This is a genomic window from Streptomyces sp. SAS_281 (assembly GCF_052542855.1).
Genome location: NZ_JBMNDO010000006.1, coordinates 12965 through 29301, shown reverse-complemented (window position 1 = coordinate 29301; position 16337 = coordinate 12965). Strand labels below are relative to the sequence as shown.

Genomic DNA, 16337 nt, shown 5'->3' with positions numbered 1-16337 from the left:
GCCTAACCTTAATTGGCTCGGTCTTGGTCAAGAAGAGGCCCGGCGGCGGAGGAAGCTCCCCTCCGCCGGCGGGCGGCCCCGCGGGTGGTCAGCCGATCTCGATGAGCAGGTCGCCCGCCTCCACCTGCTGGACCCGGCCGATGGCCAGGCGGCGCACCGTACCGGCGGACTGGGCGGTGATCGACGCCTCCATCTTCATCGCCTCGATCGTGGCGACCGTCTGCCCGGCGGACACGGAAGCGCCCTCCTCCACCTGGAGCGTCACCACCCCGGCGAACGGTGCCGCGACATGCCCGGCGTTGGAACGGTCCGCCTTCTCCGCCGCCTTCACCTCGGTCGCCACCGACCTGTCCCGCACCGACACCGGCCGCAACTGCCCGTTGAGCGTGGCCAGTACGCTGCGGAAGCCGCGTTCGTCCGCCTCCGAGATGGCCTCCAGCTCGAACAGCAGCGTGACCCCGGGCTCCAGCTCGACCGGGTGCTCCGTCTCCGGCTCCAGTCCGTACAGGAAGTCCGGCGTCGGCAGCACCGACGTGTCGCCGTACGCCTCGCGGTGCGCGGTGAACTCCTTCGTCGGGCCGGGGAACAGCAACCGGTTCAGCGTCGCGCGCGGCGACTCGCGCAGCGCCTGGCGGTCCTCCTCCGACAGGTGCGGCGTCTGCGCCTTCGTGGGGCGGCCCTGGAGCGCCCGGGTGCGGAACGGCTCGGGCCAGCCGCCGGGCGGGTCGCCCAGCTCCCCGCGCAGGAACCCGATCACCGAGTCCGGCACGTCGAACTTCCCGGGGTCCGACTCGAAGTCCGCCGCCTCCACGCCGGCGCCCACCAGGTGCAGCGCCAGGTCCCCGACCACCTTCGAGGACGGGGTCACCTTCACCAGCCGGCCCAGCATCCGGTCGGCCGCCGCGTAGCAGTCCTCGATCAGCTCGAAGCGGTCGCCGAGGCCCAGGGCGATGGCCTGCTGCCGCAGGTTGGAGAGCTGGCCGCCCGGGATCTCGTGGTGGTAGATCCGGCCCGTCGGTGAGGCGAGCCCCGACTCGAACGGGGCGTACACCTTGCGGGTCGCCTCCCAGTACGGTTCCAGGTCGCCGACGGCCTGGAGGGAGAGGCCCGTCGCCCGCTCGGTGTGGTCCGTGGCCGCCACCAGCGCGGACAGCGGGGGCTGGCTGGTCGTCCCGGCCATCGAGGCGGCGGCCGCGTCCACCGCGTCCACCCCGGCGTCGATCGCGGCGATCAGCGTGCCCAGCTGGCCGCCCGCCGTGTCATGGGTGTGCAGGTGCACCGGCAGGTCGAACCGCTCGCGCAACGCGGTGACCAGGGTGCGCGCGGCCGGCGGACGCAGCAGCCCCGCCATGTCCTTGATCGCGAGCACATGGGCGCCCGCCTCCACGATCTGCTCGGCCAGCCGCAGGTAGTAGTCCAGCGTGTACAGGGTCTCGCCCGGGTCCGACAGATCGGCGGTGTAGCACAACGCCACCTCCGCGAGCGAGGTACCCGTGGCACGTACCGCGTCGATCGCCGGACGCATCTGCGACACGTCGTTGAGCGCGTCGAAGATGCGGAAGATGTCCATTCCGGCCGAGGCCGCCTCCGAGACGAACGCCTCGGTGACCTCCGTCGGGTACGGGGTGTAGCCCACCGTGTTGCGGCCGCGCAGCAGCATCTGCGTACAGATGTTGGGCACCGCCTCACGCAGCTTGACCAGCCGTTCCCACGGGTCCTCCGCGAGGAACCGCAGCGCCACGTCGTAGGTGGCCCCGCCCCAGCACTCCAGGCTCAGCAACTGGGGGACGGTGTGCGCCACATGCGGCGCCACCGCCAGCAGGTCCCGGGTACGCACCCGGGTGGCGAGCAGCGACTGATGGGCGTCGCGGAACGTGGTGTCCGTGACCGCGACCGCCGACTGGGCGCGCAGCTCGGCGGCGAAGCGCTCCGGACCCAGCTCCGCCAGGCGCTGCCGCGAACCCGGCGGCGGCGTGCCCGGCGGCAGCGCGGGCAGCTTGTCCGCCGGGTCGATGACCGAAGGGCGCAACCCGTACGGGCGGTTGACGGTGGTCTCCGCCAGATAGCTGAGCATCCGGCTGCCCCGGTCGGCCGAGGGGCGGGCCCGGATCAGCTCCGGGTGCTCGTCGATGAAGGACGTCGTGATGCGCCCCGCCCGGAACTCCGGGTGGTCGAGCACCGCGCCCAGGAACGGCAGATTGGTCGCCACCCCGCGGATACGGAACTCGGCGATCGCCCGTCGCGCACGGCGTGCCGCGTTGGCGAAGTCGTGGCCGTGGCAGGTGAGTTTGACCAGCATCGAGTCGAAGTGCGCCGACACCTCCGCACCCGTGTGGACGGTCCCGCCGTCCAGCCGCACACCCGGACCGCCGGGGGAGCGGTACGCGGAGATGGTGCCGGTGTCCGGACGGAAGCCGTTGACCGGGTCCTCCGTCGTGATGCGGCACTGCATCGCGGTGCCGTTGAGCGTGATGGTGTCCTGGGTCAGGCGCAGGTCGGGCAGCGTCATGCCCGCGGCGATGCGCAGCTGCGCGATCACCAGGTCGCGGCCGGTGACCTGCTCCGTCACGGTGTGCTCGACCTGGATGCGCGGGTTCATCTCGATGAAGACGTGGTTGCCGCGCTCGTCCACCAGGAATTCCACGGTGCCCGCGTTCACGTACCCGATGTGCCGGGCGAAGGAGACCGCGTCGGCGCAGATCCGCGCCCGCAGCTCCGGGTCCAGATTCGGGGCCGGAGCGATCTCGACCACCTTCTGGTGGCGGCGCTGGAGCGAGCAGTCCCGCTCGTACAGGTGCACCACATTGCCCTCGGCGTCGGCCAGGATCTGCACCTCGATATGGCGGGGATTGATCACCGCCTGCTCCAGGAACACCGTCGCGTCACCGAACGCGGACCGCGCCTCGCGCATCGCCGCGTCGATCGCCTCGCGCAGCTCACCGGCCTCCGCGACCCGCCGCATGCCGCGCCCGCCGCCCCCGGCGACCGCCTTCACGAAGACCGGGAAGCCGATCTCCTCCGAGGCCGCGACCAGGGCGTCCACGTCCTCGGACGGCTCGGAGGACTTCAGCACCGGCACGCCCGCCTCCCGGGCCGCCGCCACCGCCCGCGACTTGTTGCCCGTCAGGTTCAGCACCGACGCTGGGGGGCCGACGAAGGTGATGCCGGCCTCCGCGCACGCCGCCGCCAGGTCGGGGTTCTCCGAGAGGAAGCCGTAACCGGGGTAGATCGCGTCCGCCCCCGCCTTGCGGGCCGCCCTCACCACCTCGTCCACCGACAGATAGGCCCGCACCGGATGCCCCGGCTCACCGATCCGGTACGCCTCGTCCGCCTTGGCCCGGTGCAGCGAGTTGCGGTCCTCGTGCGGATACACGGCCACCGTGGAGATGCCCAGCTCGAAGGCCGCGCGGAACGCGCGGATCGCGATCTCCCCGCGGTTGGCGACCAATACCTTGTCGAACATCGGACTCCCCAGTCGTGTCGCGGGTGTGTGGCGTCGAGGACGGGCGGTACGGCACGGACACGCTGCTCCGCGTCGGAGACCGTACGGCGGTGGCGAGGTGCTCCGTGACCTGCCGGGTGCGGAGCGTTTCGACACCGTACCGGAGACTTCCCCCGAGATCGCGAGGGCAAAAGATGGCTTGCGTCACGCCCCAAAACGTCCCCCGGACGCAGTCCTGGCACCGGACGTTTTGCCGGTTCCCGGCGGCGGGGCCATGCTGGTGGGCATGGCCGACCATGCCGGCCCCGAACCCGTCGCCGCCGTCCGGCGCGCCCTCCGCCTGCTGGAGGCCGCGGGCGCCCACGGGGGCGGGGCCACCGCGCAGCAGCTGGCCCGGGAGGCGGGGCTTCCCCCGGCCACCGTGCACGGACTGCTGCCCCCGCTGGTCGGTGACGGCTACCTGAGGGAGCTGGAGGACCACACCTACGTCCTCGCCGGCGACGCCCCGGGCGGCGGCCCCGGCGAGCAGCCGGTGCCCGCGCGGGTACGGCCCGCCCTCACCGCCCTGCGCAACGATCTGTGGGCGGCCGCCTATCTGACGCTCTACGTGGACGGCGAGATCCGGGTCATGGAGATCGTGGACAGTGCCCGCACCCCGCGCGTGGACCTGTGGGTGGGTCTCGAGGAGGCCGGACATGCCACGGCGCTCGGCAAGACCGTGCTGAGGGAGCTGGACGACGAGGCACGGGCCGACTACTTCTCCCGGCACGATCTGACCGGTCTCACCCCCCGGACCATCACCCACCGGGACGAGCTGGTGCGGCAGCTCGACGGCTCGCCCGCGCCGGTGGTCATGGACCGCGAGGAGTACGTACGCGGCACCACCTGCGTGGCGGTCCCGGTGTACGGCGGCGAGCGGATCGGGTCCCTCGGCATCTCCTTCCGGTCCGACCGGATGTACCGGAGCTCCCAGGTCCGCGAGGAACTGCTGTCGGCCGCCGTCAGCGTGTCCCGCAGGCTCACGCTGCCCGGCTGACCCGCCCGCCCCGCCCTTCAGTCCAGCCGGGTCAGGTCCGGCCGCAGCCGCTGCCACACCGGATGGCGCAGCCGCCCCGCCGCCGTCCACTGCGAGGCGCTGACCTCCGCCACGAGCCGGGGCTCCACCCAGTGCGCCCCGGCCACGTCCACCGGCCCCGTGAACGGGGACTCCGGACGCGCGATCACCTCCAGGTACTCCCTCAGCTCGCCCAGCTCCCGGTCGGACATCCCCGACCCCACGGAGCCCGCGTACCGCAGGCCGCCCGGGTCGTCCGTCCCGACCAGCACCGCCCCGGGGACGCCCGGGGGAGCGCCCTTGCGCTGGGTCCAGCCGCCGATGACCACATCCAGCGTCTCGACCCGCTTGGTCTTGCGCCAGTCGGGTGAACGGAGACCCGGTGCGTACGGAGAGGAGAGCCGCTTGGCGACCACCCCCTCCAGGCCCCCGCGCACGACGGTCTCCCACGCCTTCCCGCCGTGCCCGCGGACATAGGACGGAACCGACCAGTGCGGTCCCGCGGACAGCAGCCCCGCCAGGACCGCGCGGCGCTCCTCGTAGCCCAGTGCCGACAGCGGCCGGCCGTCCAGGTACATCACGTCGAAGACCATCAGGTGCGCGGGGACGTCCAGAGCCAGGCGGGCGGCGCGGCGGGCGTTCAGGATGCCCATCCGGCGCTGGAGCAGCCCGAAGTCGGACTGCCCCGACGCGTCCAGCGCCACGATCTCGCCGTCCAGGACCGCGCTGCGGCCGCGCAGGACGTCGCCGAGGGCGTGCAGCTCCGGATAGGCCGGTGTGACGTCGTTGCGCGCCCGCGAGGTCAGCCGCAGGGTGCCGTCGCCCGGCGTCGCGACGACGCACCGGGCTCCGTCCCACTTCGCCTCGAAGGCCCACTCCGTGTCCGGTACGGGGAGCGGGCCGGGCACGGCCAGCATCGGTGCGATCCACAGGGGTGCCCCGGACGCGTCGGCGGGGGTGGGGGCCATAGCCTCCATGGTCGAACGGCCGGCCGCTCCTCGCAGTCCGAGCTCACGCCGCCCAGGCGGACAAGGTCAGCGTGCCCGCGAGAACCCGCCACAACGCCCAGGCGCCCGCGCGGCTCGCCGCGCCGCAGAGCACGTTCCGGGTGCAGTCCGTCTCCCGGTCCTGCCACGCGGCGACGTCCAGGTAGTGGAAGCCGAGCGAGCGGGTGAAGGTGAACCGGATGTGCAGTCCGACGCCCAGGTCGTGTCCGGGGAGCGTGGCGATCTGGAGGTGGTCGCCGGCGGCGGACTCCACGCGCACCGGATTGCCGCCGAGCAGATCGCAGGTGTCGCCCGTACGGACGCGGCCCGGGCAGCTCCCGCTCACCGGGAACAGCCGGAAGTTGTCCGTGAGCTGCCGGCGTACGGCCTCCGGCGTGGTGAACGGGTGGACGCCGAGCCCGTAGCCGTACCAGTACAGCAGGCGCCGGCCGTCGAGGCAGCGCTCGTGGTCCGGGTCGCACGCGGCCGTCCGCCCCGCCCCGGTGTCCGCGCGGACAGCCGGGGCGGCGAGCGCCAGGGCGAGGCACGGGGCCACCGCGAGCGCCAAGACGCGCCGGGCGGCCCGGCGCTCACGGGGCACGGCTCAGCCCGGTGACTCGTCCGGCACCGGATGCTCCGGGTGCACTCCGGCATTGCGGGCGGCGCCGCGCCCCGACCCGGACTCGTCGGGGTCGGGCAGGTCGTTCCGGCCGTCGTCCCCCTCGTGCCCGGCGGGTGGCGGGGCCGGCACGTCCATCGGGTCCTCGCCCTCCTGGACCTGCTGGTCGGGCATGTCCGCGGGCACCGGAGGGGGGCTCGGGGACGCGCCCTCGTGGACAGGGCCCTCTGGTCTGCGGTCCGTCATGGAAGATCCTCCGTCGTCGTCCCCGCGGGCAGGCGGCGGGGCATCGGTAGCCTCGCGGTGCCCGGGTACCCGCGGCGGGTCGGCCAACTCATTGTCGGCCGGTCGGGACCGCACGGCATTTCCGCCGGGCCCGCGACGACGGCGTACGGCCCCGCTCAGCGCACCCGGGCGAGCAGGAACATCTGCGGTTCGGGCACGGCGGCCGGGATGGCGGGCACGAACATCGTGCTCTCCCGGGACAGGACGGTGAACCCGGCGTCCTCCACCAGCGCGGCGAACGCGTCCTCGCCGAAGCTGGTCACCTGGACCGGCTGCCCCATGAACGTGCCGCTGACGCCCTCCACGTCGAACGGCACCGTCGCCACGGCCAGATGGCCCCCCGGCCGCAGCACCCGCGCGGCCAGGCGCAGCACGTCGGCCTGGTCCCCGCGTTCCATCTGCAGCAGCGCGAAGTACAGGCACACCGCGTCGAAGGAGTCGTCCTCCAGCGGGAGCGTACGGATGTCGGCGCAGCGGAACTCCGCCCCCGGCACCTGGCGCGAGGCGATGTCCACCATCACCGGCGAGACGTCGACCCCCAGTACCTCGTGCCCGGCGTCCACGAGGGTCTGCGCCGTCGGCCTGCCCGTACCGCTGCCCACGTCCAGTACGCGCCCGTGCGGCGGCAGCACCCCCAGAAGCCGTTCCAGCGAGGCGCGGTGCGTGGCCGAGGCGGCGAACGCCGCCTCGTAATCGGTGCCGAGAGCGTCGAACACGGCTGCGGCGGTGTGACCTCGTCCCGCTGACATGGCAGGCCCCTTCCTGTTCCGGTGCACCCACTTCTACTGCAACAGGCGCACCCCCGCCGCGGAACAGCCGTAATCCGGTGCGCCGCGCCTCAGCGCCCGCCCGCCACCCGGAGCACCGTCCCCGTCGCGTACGAGGCGTCCGGGGAGAGCAGCCAGGCGATGGCGCCCGCGATCTCGTCCGGTTCGCCGGGGCGGCCGAGCGGGGTGCCGGGGCCGAGCTTGTCGGGGCGGGCCGGGTCGGCGTGGAAGCCGGTACGGATGACGCCGGGGGCGACCGCGTTGACGCGGATGCCGGACGGGCCGACCTCCTTGGACAGGCCGACGGTCATCGTGTCGACGGCCCCCTTGGCGGCGGCGTAGTGCACGTACTCGCCGGGGCTGCCCAGCGTGGCGGCGGCCGACGACACGTTGACGATCGCCCCGCCGCCCGTCCGCGTCATGTCCCGCACCGCGCGGCGCGCGCAGAGCAGGTAGCCGAGGACGTTGACCTCCAGGGCGCGCCGCATGCCCGCCGCGTCGGCCTCGGCCAGCGGGCCGACCGGGCCGCTCATCCCCGCGTTGTTGACCAGGCCGGTGACCGGGCCCAGCTCCGCGGCCGCGGTGTCGAAGAGGCGGTCCACGTCCGTCTCGTCCGCCGTGTCCACCCGGACCGTCACGCAGCGCCGGCCCGTCCCGCGTACCGCCTCGGCGACCTGCTCCGCAGCGTCGGCGTCCGAACGGTAGGCCAGTGCGATGTCATGGCCCTGACCCGCCAGCCGGACGCAGACCGCCGCACCGATGCCGCGGCTTCCTCCGGTGACGACGGTGACGGGTTGACCGTTCATGGCAGGCCCCACTTTCCTCGTACTCGCGTGCGGAGCCATCGTAGGCGGGGGTGATCATCCGTCCCGGAGGGGGTCGGAACGCGGCGGTGGACTGCCACCCACTCATGGAAGGGTGACAGTCCACCGGTCTGTGCGCCCCGCTCTCACACGGGCAGGCCGTCCGGCCGCTCGCTCTGCTCCTGGAGCTTGCGTGCCTTCTCCTGGAGCCTTCGGCGCTGCTCCGGGTCGCTGGTGCGCTCCGCGGCCTCGGTCAGGTGGCGCGCCTTCTCGCGCATCTGCTGGGCGCGGTTCACCTCTCGTGCAACGCTCATCGTCACTCCTCGGGACGTAGGGGAGAGCGGGCCCCTTCAGAGAAGCAGCGGGCCGTCACCATCGCACGCCGAAGCATCACGCACCGTGAAGACCGCAGGTGGGGGGCGGGGGGACGGAACCGTCCCCCGGCGCTGGCATGATCGAGGGTATGAACGAGCGCATGATCGCCGCGTGTGACGGGGCGTCGAAGGGTAATCCGGGGCCGGCCGCCTGGGCCTATGTGGTGGCCGACGCCGAGGGGCGTCCCCAGCGGTGGGAGGCGGGGCCGCTCGGCACCGCCACCAACAACGTCGCCGAGCTCACCGCCCTCCAGGAGCTCCTGGAGTCCGTGGACCCCGCCGTGGCGCTCGAGGTCCGGATGGACTCGCAGTACGCGATGAACGCGGTCACCAAGTGGCTGCCCGGCTGGAAGCGCAACGGCTGGAAGACCTCGGCCGGCAAGCCCGTCGCCAACCGCGACCTGGTGACCCGGATCGACGCACTCCTCACCGGGCGCGCCGTGAGCTTCGTCTACGTCCCCGCCCACCAGGTGGACGGGGACCCGCTCAACGCGCTCGCGGACCAGGCCGCCAGCGAGGTCGCCGTCACCCAGAGCGCCGCCGGCACCGCGCACGGCTCGGCCACCCCCGTACCTGCGCCCTCCCGCGCCACCGAGGGCCGCCGCACCGGTGCGACGGCCCAGCGGACCGCTCCGCGCAAGACGGGGAGCGGGGCCACCATCCGGGCCAAGTTCGCCGGCCGCTGCCACTGCGGACGGCCGTACGCGGCCAAGGACATGATCGCGAAGAACGACCACGGCTGGGGCCACCCGGAGTGCCGCACCGCCTCCGCCTGAGCAACCGCTCCGGGCGGCCGTCAGCTGCCGACAGCTCACGCAGGCCCACCGGATGGGGCGATCTTCCCGCGCGGCGCACCTCCCCGTGCCATGATGCGGCTCCGGCGGCGCGCGGGGAGCGCCGCCGGGGGAGCGGTGGCGACACCGGGACGCTGGGGGGCGCATGGAAACCACGACGACGGTGCTCGGCCGGCTGCGCGGGGCGCAGAAGACGGCCAAGGGGGTGTCGCTCTACTCGCGGTACCTGAACCGCCCGGCCGGCCGGATCTTCGCCGCCGGCGCGTACCGGCTCGGCATGACGCCCAATCAGGTCACCCTGACCAGCGCGGTGTTCACTTTCGCCGCGATCGCCTGCGTGGCGCTGGTGCGCCCGGGGCCCTGGCCCGCGGTCCTGGTGTACCTCGGTCTCGCCGTGGGCTTCGCCCTCGACTCGGCCGACGGGCAGCTCGCCCGGCTGACGGGGCGCGGGGGGCCCGACGGCGAATGGCTGGACCATGTGGTCGACTGCGCCAAGATGATCCTCGTCCACACCGCCGTGCTGATCGCGTTCCACCGGTACTTCGACCTGCCCGGCGACGGCTGGCTGCTGCTGCCGCTCGGCTTCCTGTTCGTCGCCGTGCTGACCTTCTGCGCCGGGCTGCTGCGCGAACAGCTCGGCAGGGCGGCGGCGCACGGCACCGCCCGGGGGGCCGGACCAGCCGCGCCGCCGTCCCGGCTGCGGGCCGTGGCGCTGCTGCCCGCCGACTACGGGGTGTTCTGCCTGGTCTTCCTGCTGCTGGCCGACGAAACGGCGTTCCGGATCGGGTACGCCGTACTCGCCGCCGCGCACGCGCTGTTCCTCGTCCTCTTCCTGGGCAAGTGGTTCAGGGAGCTGAAAGCGCTCCGGGCGCACTGACGAGCGTGTCCAGAGCCCGGCGCAACTGGGTGCTGGAGGTGTGCACGGTGTACGGGAAGTACACCACCTCCACGCCCACCTCGGCGAAGTCGCGTTCGAGCTTCCTGCCCCTGTCGGTGTCCCGCCAGTCGTCTCCCTTGAAGATGACGTCGAACCTGACCTGCTGCCAGGTCTCGACCTTCTCCGGCACCGTCTCCACGAAGGCGGCGTCCACGTACCGCACGCTCCGCACGATCTCCAGCCGTTCCGGGAGCGGGATCACCGGGCGGTGTCCCTTGGCGAGCGTGGCCATCTCGTCGGAGACCACTCCCGCCACCAGGTAGTCGCACTGGCTGCGCGCATGACGAAGGATATTGAGGTGTCCCACATGGAACAGGTCGTAGACCCCCGGCGCGTAACCGACCCTGTGCACCATCCGTTCTCTCCCCCCACGGTGAACGCGATGTCCGCGATAGTCCAACGACCTTACTGTGAAGACCACTTGCGCATCTCATGAACGGATAAGCTCGCTTTTGGGGCTGTTCCTCGGTGGAACACAGACGGCTCCGGGGGGAAGGCGATCGCCCGATGGCAGACGAAGAGCAGCACCGCAGACCGTTCGAGCACCGCCGCCTGCTGGTGGTCTCCACCAACTACGCACCGGAGCTGACCGGCATCGGCCCGTACGCCGCCCAGCTCGCCGAGCACTGGGCCGCCTCCGGCGCCGACACCCACGTGCTCACGGGCATGCCGCACTACCCGGCCTGGCGGACCGACGCCGCGTACCGGGGCGTGTGGCGCACCGAGGAACGGCGTGCGGGCGTCACCGTGCACCGCAGGCGCCACTACGTGCCGCCCCGCCAGAGCGCGGTGCGCCGAGCCGCCTTCGAGGGCAGCGTCCTCGCGCACGGCCTCCTCGCGCCGCCCGCCGTCCGGCCCGACGCGGTGGTCTCCCAGATGCCCAGCCTCGCCGGCGGGGTCATCGGCGCCCGCCTCGCGCGACGCCACCGGGTGCCGTACATACCCGTCGTCCAGGACCTGATGGGCGCCGCCGCGGCCCAGAGCGGCATCCGCGGCGGGGACAGGGCGGCGGCCCTCGCCTCGAAGGCCGAGCGGTTCGCGCTGCGCGCCGCGACCCTCGTCGGCGTCATCCACGAGAGCTTCGTCCCCCGCGTCACCGCCTACGGGGTGGACCCCGGGCGCATCCGCACCGTCCCCAACTGGAGCCATGTGCACACCCCTTCGGCCGACCGCTCCGCGACCAGGGCCCGGCTCGGCTGGCGCGAGGACACACCCGTCGTCCTGCACTCCGGCAACATGGGACTCAAACAGGGCCTGGAGGTCCTGGTCGACGCGGCCCGCCTCGCCCCCGGGATCCGGATCGTCCTGATGGGCGACGGCAATCAGCGCGAGGCCCTCCGCGCCCGGGCCACGGGGCTGCCCAACCTCGACTTCCTGCCCCCGGCCGGCGCGGACGAGTTCACCGACATCCTGGCCTCCGCCGACGTCCTCGCCGTCACCCAGCGCGCCTCGGTGCTCGACATGAGCGTGCCGTCCAAGCTCACCTCGTACTTCGTGTCGGGACGCCCCGTCGTCGCCTCGGTGGCCGAGGAGGGCGGAACCGCCGACGAGGTGCGGCGCTCCGGCGCCGGGCTCCTCGTCGCGCCCGAGGACCCGGCAGCCGTGCTCGGCGCCGTCCGCAAACTGGTCGAGTCACCCGCCGAGGCCGACGCCCTCGGCGCCCACGGGCCGCGCTACGTGGCCCGCCACCTGGGCCGGGAAGCGGCGCTGGCCCGTTTCGACGCCCTGCTCACCGAGGCCCTGCGGGACGGCCGGGAAGGGCCACGCCGATGACCGAGCCGATCCGCACCCTGGACGAGCAGGACGAACCCGCCCTGCTCCGGGACCAGTTCCGCCAGCTCCTGCGCTACCGCGCGCTCCTCGTCACCGGTGTGCTCCTCGGCCTCCTCGGCAGCGGCTGGCTCGCTCTGAGCGGCGACGACACCTACGCGGCCACCGGCGAGGTGTCCGTACGCTCCGCCACCTCCGACCCCTTCGCCGCCGGCGCCTCCGCCGACAAGGGGATCAACATCGGCTCCGAACGCCAGACCGCCGTCAGTGACGCCGTGGGCACCATCGCGGCCGGTACGCTCGCGAAACAGGGCGACACCGTCGAGGTCGGCGCACTGCTCTCCGGACTCCAGGTCACCAACCCGCCCAACACCCTCGTCCTCAAGTTCGCCTACACCGGCCGCACCCCCGAGCGGGCCAGGGCCAGGGCCGAAGCCCTCGCCGAGGCGTACCTGGAGATACGCCGGGAGCGCACCGAGGACAGCATCGACAACATGATCGACGGCTACCGCGCCCAGCTCAAACCCCTCACCGAACAGCGCGACCGGCTCGCCGAGCAGGAGACCGGCACCAGCGGCGACGACGTCACCAGCGCACGCGCCAACCTCATCGTCGCCATCTCCGGGCTCAACCAGAAGATCTCCGAACTCCGCGCCCTGGACACCACGCCCGGCTACCTCAACAAGAAGCCCGTCGCTCCGCAGCACCCCACCGGGGCGGGGCTGCCGCTCCTCCTCGGACTCGGCGGCGTCGTCGGACTCGCCCTCGGGCTGCTGATGTCCTGGGTGCGCCTGGTCTTCGATCCGGCGGTCCGCTCCACCCGGGAACTCGTCCGCTCCCTGGGCGCGCCCCTGCTCGGCACCCTGCCCAGGGAACGCTCGACCGCCGGCACCCTCCTCGCGATCGGCCGCCCCGGCAGCAGGCTCGCCGAGGAGTACCGGGCGGTCGCCTTCCGGCTCGCCTACGACCCGTCCTTCGCGGAACGCCGCCGCCTCCTGGTCACCGCGCCCCGGGGCGACAACGACATGGCGCGGGCCGCCGCCGCCAACCTGGCCGCCGCCTTCGCCGAGATGGGCCGCGACGTCCTGCTGTTCGAGGCCGACCTGCGGACCCCGTCCCTGGCCGCCGACCTCGGCGCCGCCCACCCGGGCCGCAGCCCCCGCTGGGCGACGGGCAGCCAGGACCGGGGCTGGCCGTCCGACAGCCGGGCCAACGTCGACGTTCCGGGGTCGGGCGCGTTCACCCTGGTCGCGGGGCGCCGCACCGACAACGTGCCGCGCGCCCTGACCTCCGCCCCCGTCAGCCGCATCATCGCCGAGGGGGGCAGGCCCGGAGCGGTCGTCATCGTGCTCGCCCCGCCCGTCCTGTCGTACGCGGACGCCGTCGCACTCGTCGACCGCGTCGAAGGCGTCGTCATCGTCTGCCAACCGCGCGAGGTGCACCGCAGCGACCTCGAACGCATCCGCGAGATCATCGGCGCGGCGGGCGGCTCCGTCCTCGGCACCCTGCTCCACCCCGGCCACGGCCGGCGGGACCGGCGGGTCCGCGGGAAGTCCGGCGGTGACCGGCTTCCGGGACACCGCCCCTCGGGACAGGGGCCCACGGCCCCGGCCGGCAGGTACGGCGACCCCGATGTGGCCGGCCGCACCGGCGACCCCGCCGAGACGCTGGGACTGCGCACCGTGGACGGCGGCCACGGACGCGACGGCCACAACAGCGCCGCCGGACATCGATGAGAGCCCGTACCGCGATCGTCTGCTCGGTCGCGGACCAGGGGGTGGCGGCCCTCACCAACATCCTGGTGCTGGTGGCGGCCGCCCGGCTCTCGACCGTGGCCGGCTTCGCCCGCTTCTCCGCCGTCTACCTCGTCTTCACCGTGCTGCTCGGCGTCTCCGGCGCCTTCACGGGGCAGCCGCTCGTGCTGCGCAGGGGCGGCGGCGAGGACACCCGGGGCGCCTGCCGGTCCGCCCTCTGCCTCACCCTGCTCGCCGCCACCGCCCTCGGCGCTCTGCTCGCCGCCGTCTGCGTGGCGCTGCCCGGCTCCACGGCACGGGCCCTGATGACGCTGGGCCTGGTGCTGCCGGTGGTGCTGGGGCAGGACATCGCCCGTTACGCCTTCGCCACGCTGCACGCCCAGCATCTGGCCCTGGCCGCCGACACCCTCCGGCTGGTCTGCGTCATCGGCGCCCTGGCCGTACAGCCGCACGGGGCGCCGGCCGCCCGGCTGGTCGCCGTCTGGGGACTCTCCGCGCTCCCCGCGCTGCTGCTGTCGGCGGTCGCCCTGCACCGCAGGACCAGGGGGGCCCCGGTGGCGCTGAGGCCGATGCTCGCGAAGGGGCACCTCGGCCGGCGGTTCGTGGTCGAGTTCGGCGTGGGCAACGCCACCTCCCAGCTCTCCGTGCTCGGCCTCGGCGCCGTCGGCAACCCGCTCGTCGTCGGCGCCCTGCGCGGCGCCACCACGCTCTTCGGCCCGCTCAACGTGCTGTTCACCTCCGCCACCGGCTTCGGCCCCCCGCTCCTCGGGCGGCTCGCGACCGACCGGCTCCGGGTGCGCGCGACGGCCGCGCTGGCCGGCGTCCTGGCCCTGACGGCGGCCTCCTGGGCCACCGTCCTCGCCCTGCTGCCCGGCTCCGTGGGCCGCCACCTGCTCGGCGCGACCTGGCCCACGGCGGCGGCGCTCCTCCCGGCCACCGGCAGCCAGTACGCGGCGATGGCCGCCGGCACCTGCGGACTGCTGGCACTCCGGCTCCTCGACCCGCGCTCCACGCTCTCGATCCAGGTGGTGTTCTCGCTCGCCGCGGTCGCCTTCCTCGCCACCGGCTACGCGATCGGCGGGGTGACCGGGGCGGCCTGGGGCCTCTGCCTGGGTTCCGTCTGCAAGGCCGTCGCGACCTGGACCCGGGTGGTCCGGCTGAACCGGTCGGGCGCGCGGGCACCGGGGCGGATCAGCGCGGACGCCGCCCGGACCTGAAACTCGTCACCAGCGCCAGACACAGGGCCACGATCGCCAGCTTCCCCGCCGCCTGCAACAACGGACCGCGCAGCAGGATGAAGGTGTACCCGGCGACCAGCGGTGCCGCGATCGCCAGCACACTGCCGGGGCCCGGCCCGTCCCGTGAGACCGCCCGCGCGTAACGCCGGTCGGTGCGCGCGGCCCCGTACCCCGTCAGCGCCAGCCCGCCGACCAGGCCCACCACCCCGAAGTCGACCCACAGCTCCGCCCACAGCGGTGCGGAGAGGTTGGTCATGTTCATCCCCATCCACTGCCCGACGCGCACCCCGGTGTCCTCCGGCTTCCCGCTCCACACCGCCCTCGGCACGAAGAAGAACGCGGACCCCGCCAGCTGCCGCCCGTAGGTGTGCCCACGGGTACCGACCCAGGTGACCGTATTGGCGAACATCACCGTCTGGTCGTAGTCCTTCGTGGCCAGCGGCTCGAACACCGACGACGACTGGACCGGCCGGTACCCCTCGTCGTCGTACCGGAACCGGTCCGCGTACGGGAACAGCACCAGCGCCCCGATCACCCCGAGCGCCAGCACCGAGCGGTACATCGCCGCACTGCGCGGAAACGCCGTGAACAGCAGCGAGACCAGCACCGTCAGGAACCAGTAACGCGCGTTGGACACCGGATTGTTGACGATCAGGTTGACGACGGCCAGCGCGCACCACACCAGTACGGTGGAGGGCGAACGCCTGGCCCGGCGCGAGGTCACCAGCCTGCGCGTGTAGAACAGCAGCGCCAGCAGCGCGGGAACGGTGCCGAAGCCCTTCAGGAACGCCGAGCCCACATTCGACTCGCCGGACGCCACCCCGCTCTCGGCGACCGACGCGCTGATCTCCTGTCTGCTGGAGAAGAAGACCGCGGGCCCGCCCAGCTTCAGCACGTAGTACCCGCTCGCCGCCAACGCCACCAGCACCAGCAGTCGCAGCCGCACCGGGTGGGCGGTGGCACCGTGCCCGTCCCCGCGCGCCGTGCGGCGGCGGCGCAGCGGGCGCCGTGAAGCCAGCAGCGCCCCCAGGTCGAAGGCCGCGCACCCCACGAGCACCAGCGCCACGGCGGTCACCAGGTCGCCGCGCGGCCCGACCGCGGGCGTCGGCGTCTGGCCGATGACCACCTGCGCGAACGGCGCCACCCCCATCGCGATGTACACGAACATCCAGAAGACGCCCTGGAGGAGGCGCCGCCGCGTGGACAGGATCATCGTCGAGAGCCGCGCCCCCGAGTAACAGGTCAGGACGAGTTGCAACCAGTACGCGGTGTCCCGCACCCCGGTCCCGGGCTGGGCGGCGATCAGCGCGGGCAGGAAGCACACCAGGCCGAGGACGATCGGCACGGCCAGCGCACGCGACAACATCGCCCAGGACAGCGGGCGGGCGGGCGTGGACCGCACGCCCTCGTGCACGGATGCCATCAACTCCCCGTCTCCGAAGCTTGGTTGCGTGACTACACATTAACGAATCACCACACGTGAGGAGATGTGGCGACTAGTCTGGGCAGGGCCG

General features: G+C 73.4%; 15 protein-coding genes. 6 read left to right on the top strand and 9 right to left on the bottom strand.

Annotated elements, in window-relative coordinates; all coding sequences use genetic code 11:
- Positions 1-88: 88 nt before the first annotated feature.
- Entirely contained in the window at positions 89-3463 is a 3375-nt protein-coding gene (locus ACN6LM_RS04135; protein ID WP_445063885.1) for a pyruvate carboxylase, read from the bottom strand.
- A gap of 265 nt (positions 3464-3728) precedes the next feature.
- On the opposite strand from ACN6LM_RS04135, the gene ACN6LM_RS04130 reads away from it, so the two are divergent.
- A complete protein-coding gene (locus ACN6LM_RS04130) occupies positions 3729-4478 on the top strand; it encodes an IclR family transcriptional regulator (RefSeq protein WP_445063884.1) in 750 nt (249 codons plus the stop codon).
- A 17-nt stretch (positions 4479-4495) separates the two neighbouring features.
- Here the strand turns inward: ACN6LM_RS04130 and ligD are convergent, their stop codons facing one another.
- From ligD to ACN6LM_RS04100, 6 genes are all read right to left on the bottom strand, one after another.
- Positions 4496-5464, bottom strand: a complete 969-nt coding sequence (gene ligD, locus ACN6LM_RS04125; RefSeq protein WP_445063883.1) for a non-homologous end-joining DNA ligase — start codon at positions 5462-5464, stop codon at positions 4496-4498.
- A gap of 43 nt (positions 5465-5507) precedes the next feature.
- Positions 5508-6083, bottom strand: coding sequence for a hypothetical protein (locus tag ACN6LM_RS04120; protein WP_445063882.1), 576 nt, complete (start codon positions 6081-6083; stop codon positions 5508-5510).
- A gap of 3 nt (positions 6084-6086) precedes the next feature.
- Positions 6087-6347, bottom strand: a complete 261-nt coding sequence (locus ACN6LM_RS04115) for a hypothetical protein (protein ID WP_445063881.1) — start codon at positions 6345-6347, stop codon at positions 6087-6089.
- A gap of 155 nt (positions 6348-6502) precedes the next feature.
- On the bottom strand, positions 6503-7135 hold the full coding sequence (locus tag ACN6LM_RS04110) for a class I SAM-dependent methyltransferase (protein WP_445063880.1): 633 nt from the start codon (positions 7133-7135) through the stop codon (positions 6503-6505).
- A gap of 89 nt (positions 7136-7224) precedes the next feature.
- Positions 7225-7959 carry an SDR family NAD(P)-dependent oxidoreductase gene (locus ACN6LM_RS04105; RefSeq protein ID WP_445063879.1) on the bottom strand — a complete coding sequence of 245 codons (735 nt, stop codon included), beginning with the start codon at positions 7957-7959 and terminating at the stop codon, positions 7225-7227.
- A gap of 143 nt (positions 7960-8102) precedes the next feature.
- Positions 8103-8270 (bottom strand): DUF6381 family protein, encoded by a 168-nt coding sequence (locus ACN6LM_RS04100; protein WP_164401256.1) that lies wholly within the window; start codon positions 8268-8270, stop codon positions 8103-8105.
- A 149-nt stretch (positions 8271-8419) separates the two neighbouring features.
- On the opposite strand from ACN6LM_RS04100, the gene ACN6LM_RS04095 reads away from it, so the two are divergent.
- A complete protein-coding gene (locus ACN6LM_RS04095; protein ID WP_445063878.1) occupies positions 8420-9106 on the top strand; it encodes a ribonuclease H family protein in 687 nt (228 codons plus the stop codon).
- A 163-nt stretch (positions 9107-9269) separates the two neighbouring features.
- Positions 9270-10001, top strand: a complete 732-nt coding sequence (locus ACN6LM_RS04090; protein ID WP_445063877.1) for a CDP-alcohol phosphatidyltransferase family protein — start codon at positions 9270-9272, stop codon at positions 9999-10001.
- Here ACN6LM_RS04090 and ACN6LM_RS04085 read toward each other — a convergent pair.
- On the bottom strand, positions 9970-10416 hold the full coding sequence (locus tag ACN6LM_RS04085) for an adenylyltransferase/cytidyltransferase family protein (protein ID WP_330237759.1): 447 nt from the start codon (positions 10414-10416) through the stop codon (positions 9970-9972). The two genes, ACN6LM_RS04090 and ACN6LM_RS04085, sit on opposite strands and share 32 nt — an antisense overlap.
- Before the next feature lie 152 nt (positions 10417-10568).
- Here ACN6LM_RS04085 and ACN6LM_RS04080 point away from each other — a divergent pair, with 152 nt between their 5' ends.
- Genes ACN6LM_RS04080 through ACN6LM_RS04070 form a run of 3 tightly spaced genes read left to right on the top strand, consistent with a single transcriptional unit; the run spans position 10569 to position 14802 of the window.
- A complete protein-coding gene (locus tag ACN6LM_RS04080; RefSeq protein WP_445063876.1) occupies positions 10569-11834 on the top strand; it encodes a glycosyltransferase in 1266 nt (421 codons plus the stop codon).
- Complete coding sequence (locus ACN6LM_RS04075) at positions 11831-13567, top strand: lipopolysaccharide biosynthesis protein (protein ID WP_445063875.1); 1737 nt, start codon at positions 11831-11833, stop codon at positions 13565-13567. The genes ACN6LM_RS04080 and ACN6LM_RS04075 overlap by 4 nt, the downstream gene beginning before the upstream one ends.
- The gene (locus tag ACN6LM_RS04070; protein ID WP_445063874.1) at positions 13564-14802 is read left to right on the top strand and encodes a hypothetical protein; all 1239 of its coding nucleotides are present in this window, start codon (positions 13564-13566) and stop codon (positions 14800-14802) included. The genes ACN6LM_RS04075 and ACN6LM_RS04070 overlap by 4 nt, the downstream gene beginning before the upstream one ends.
- Here ACN6LM_RS04070 and ACN6LM_RS04065 read toward each other — a convergent pair.
- The gene (locus tag ACN6LM_RS04065; RefSeq protein ID WP_445063873.1) at positions 14777-16246 is read right to left on the bottom strand and encodes a hypothetical protein; all 1470 of its coding nucleotides are present in this window, start codon (positions 16244-16246) and stop codon (positions 14777-14779) included. The genes ACN6LM_RS04070 and ACN6LM_RS04065 overlap by 26 nt on opposite strands.
- Between the last annotated feature and the right edge of the window lie 91 nt (positions 16247-16337).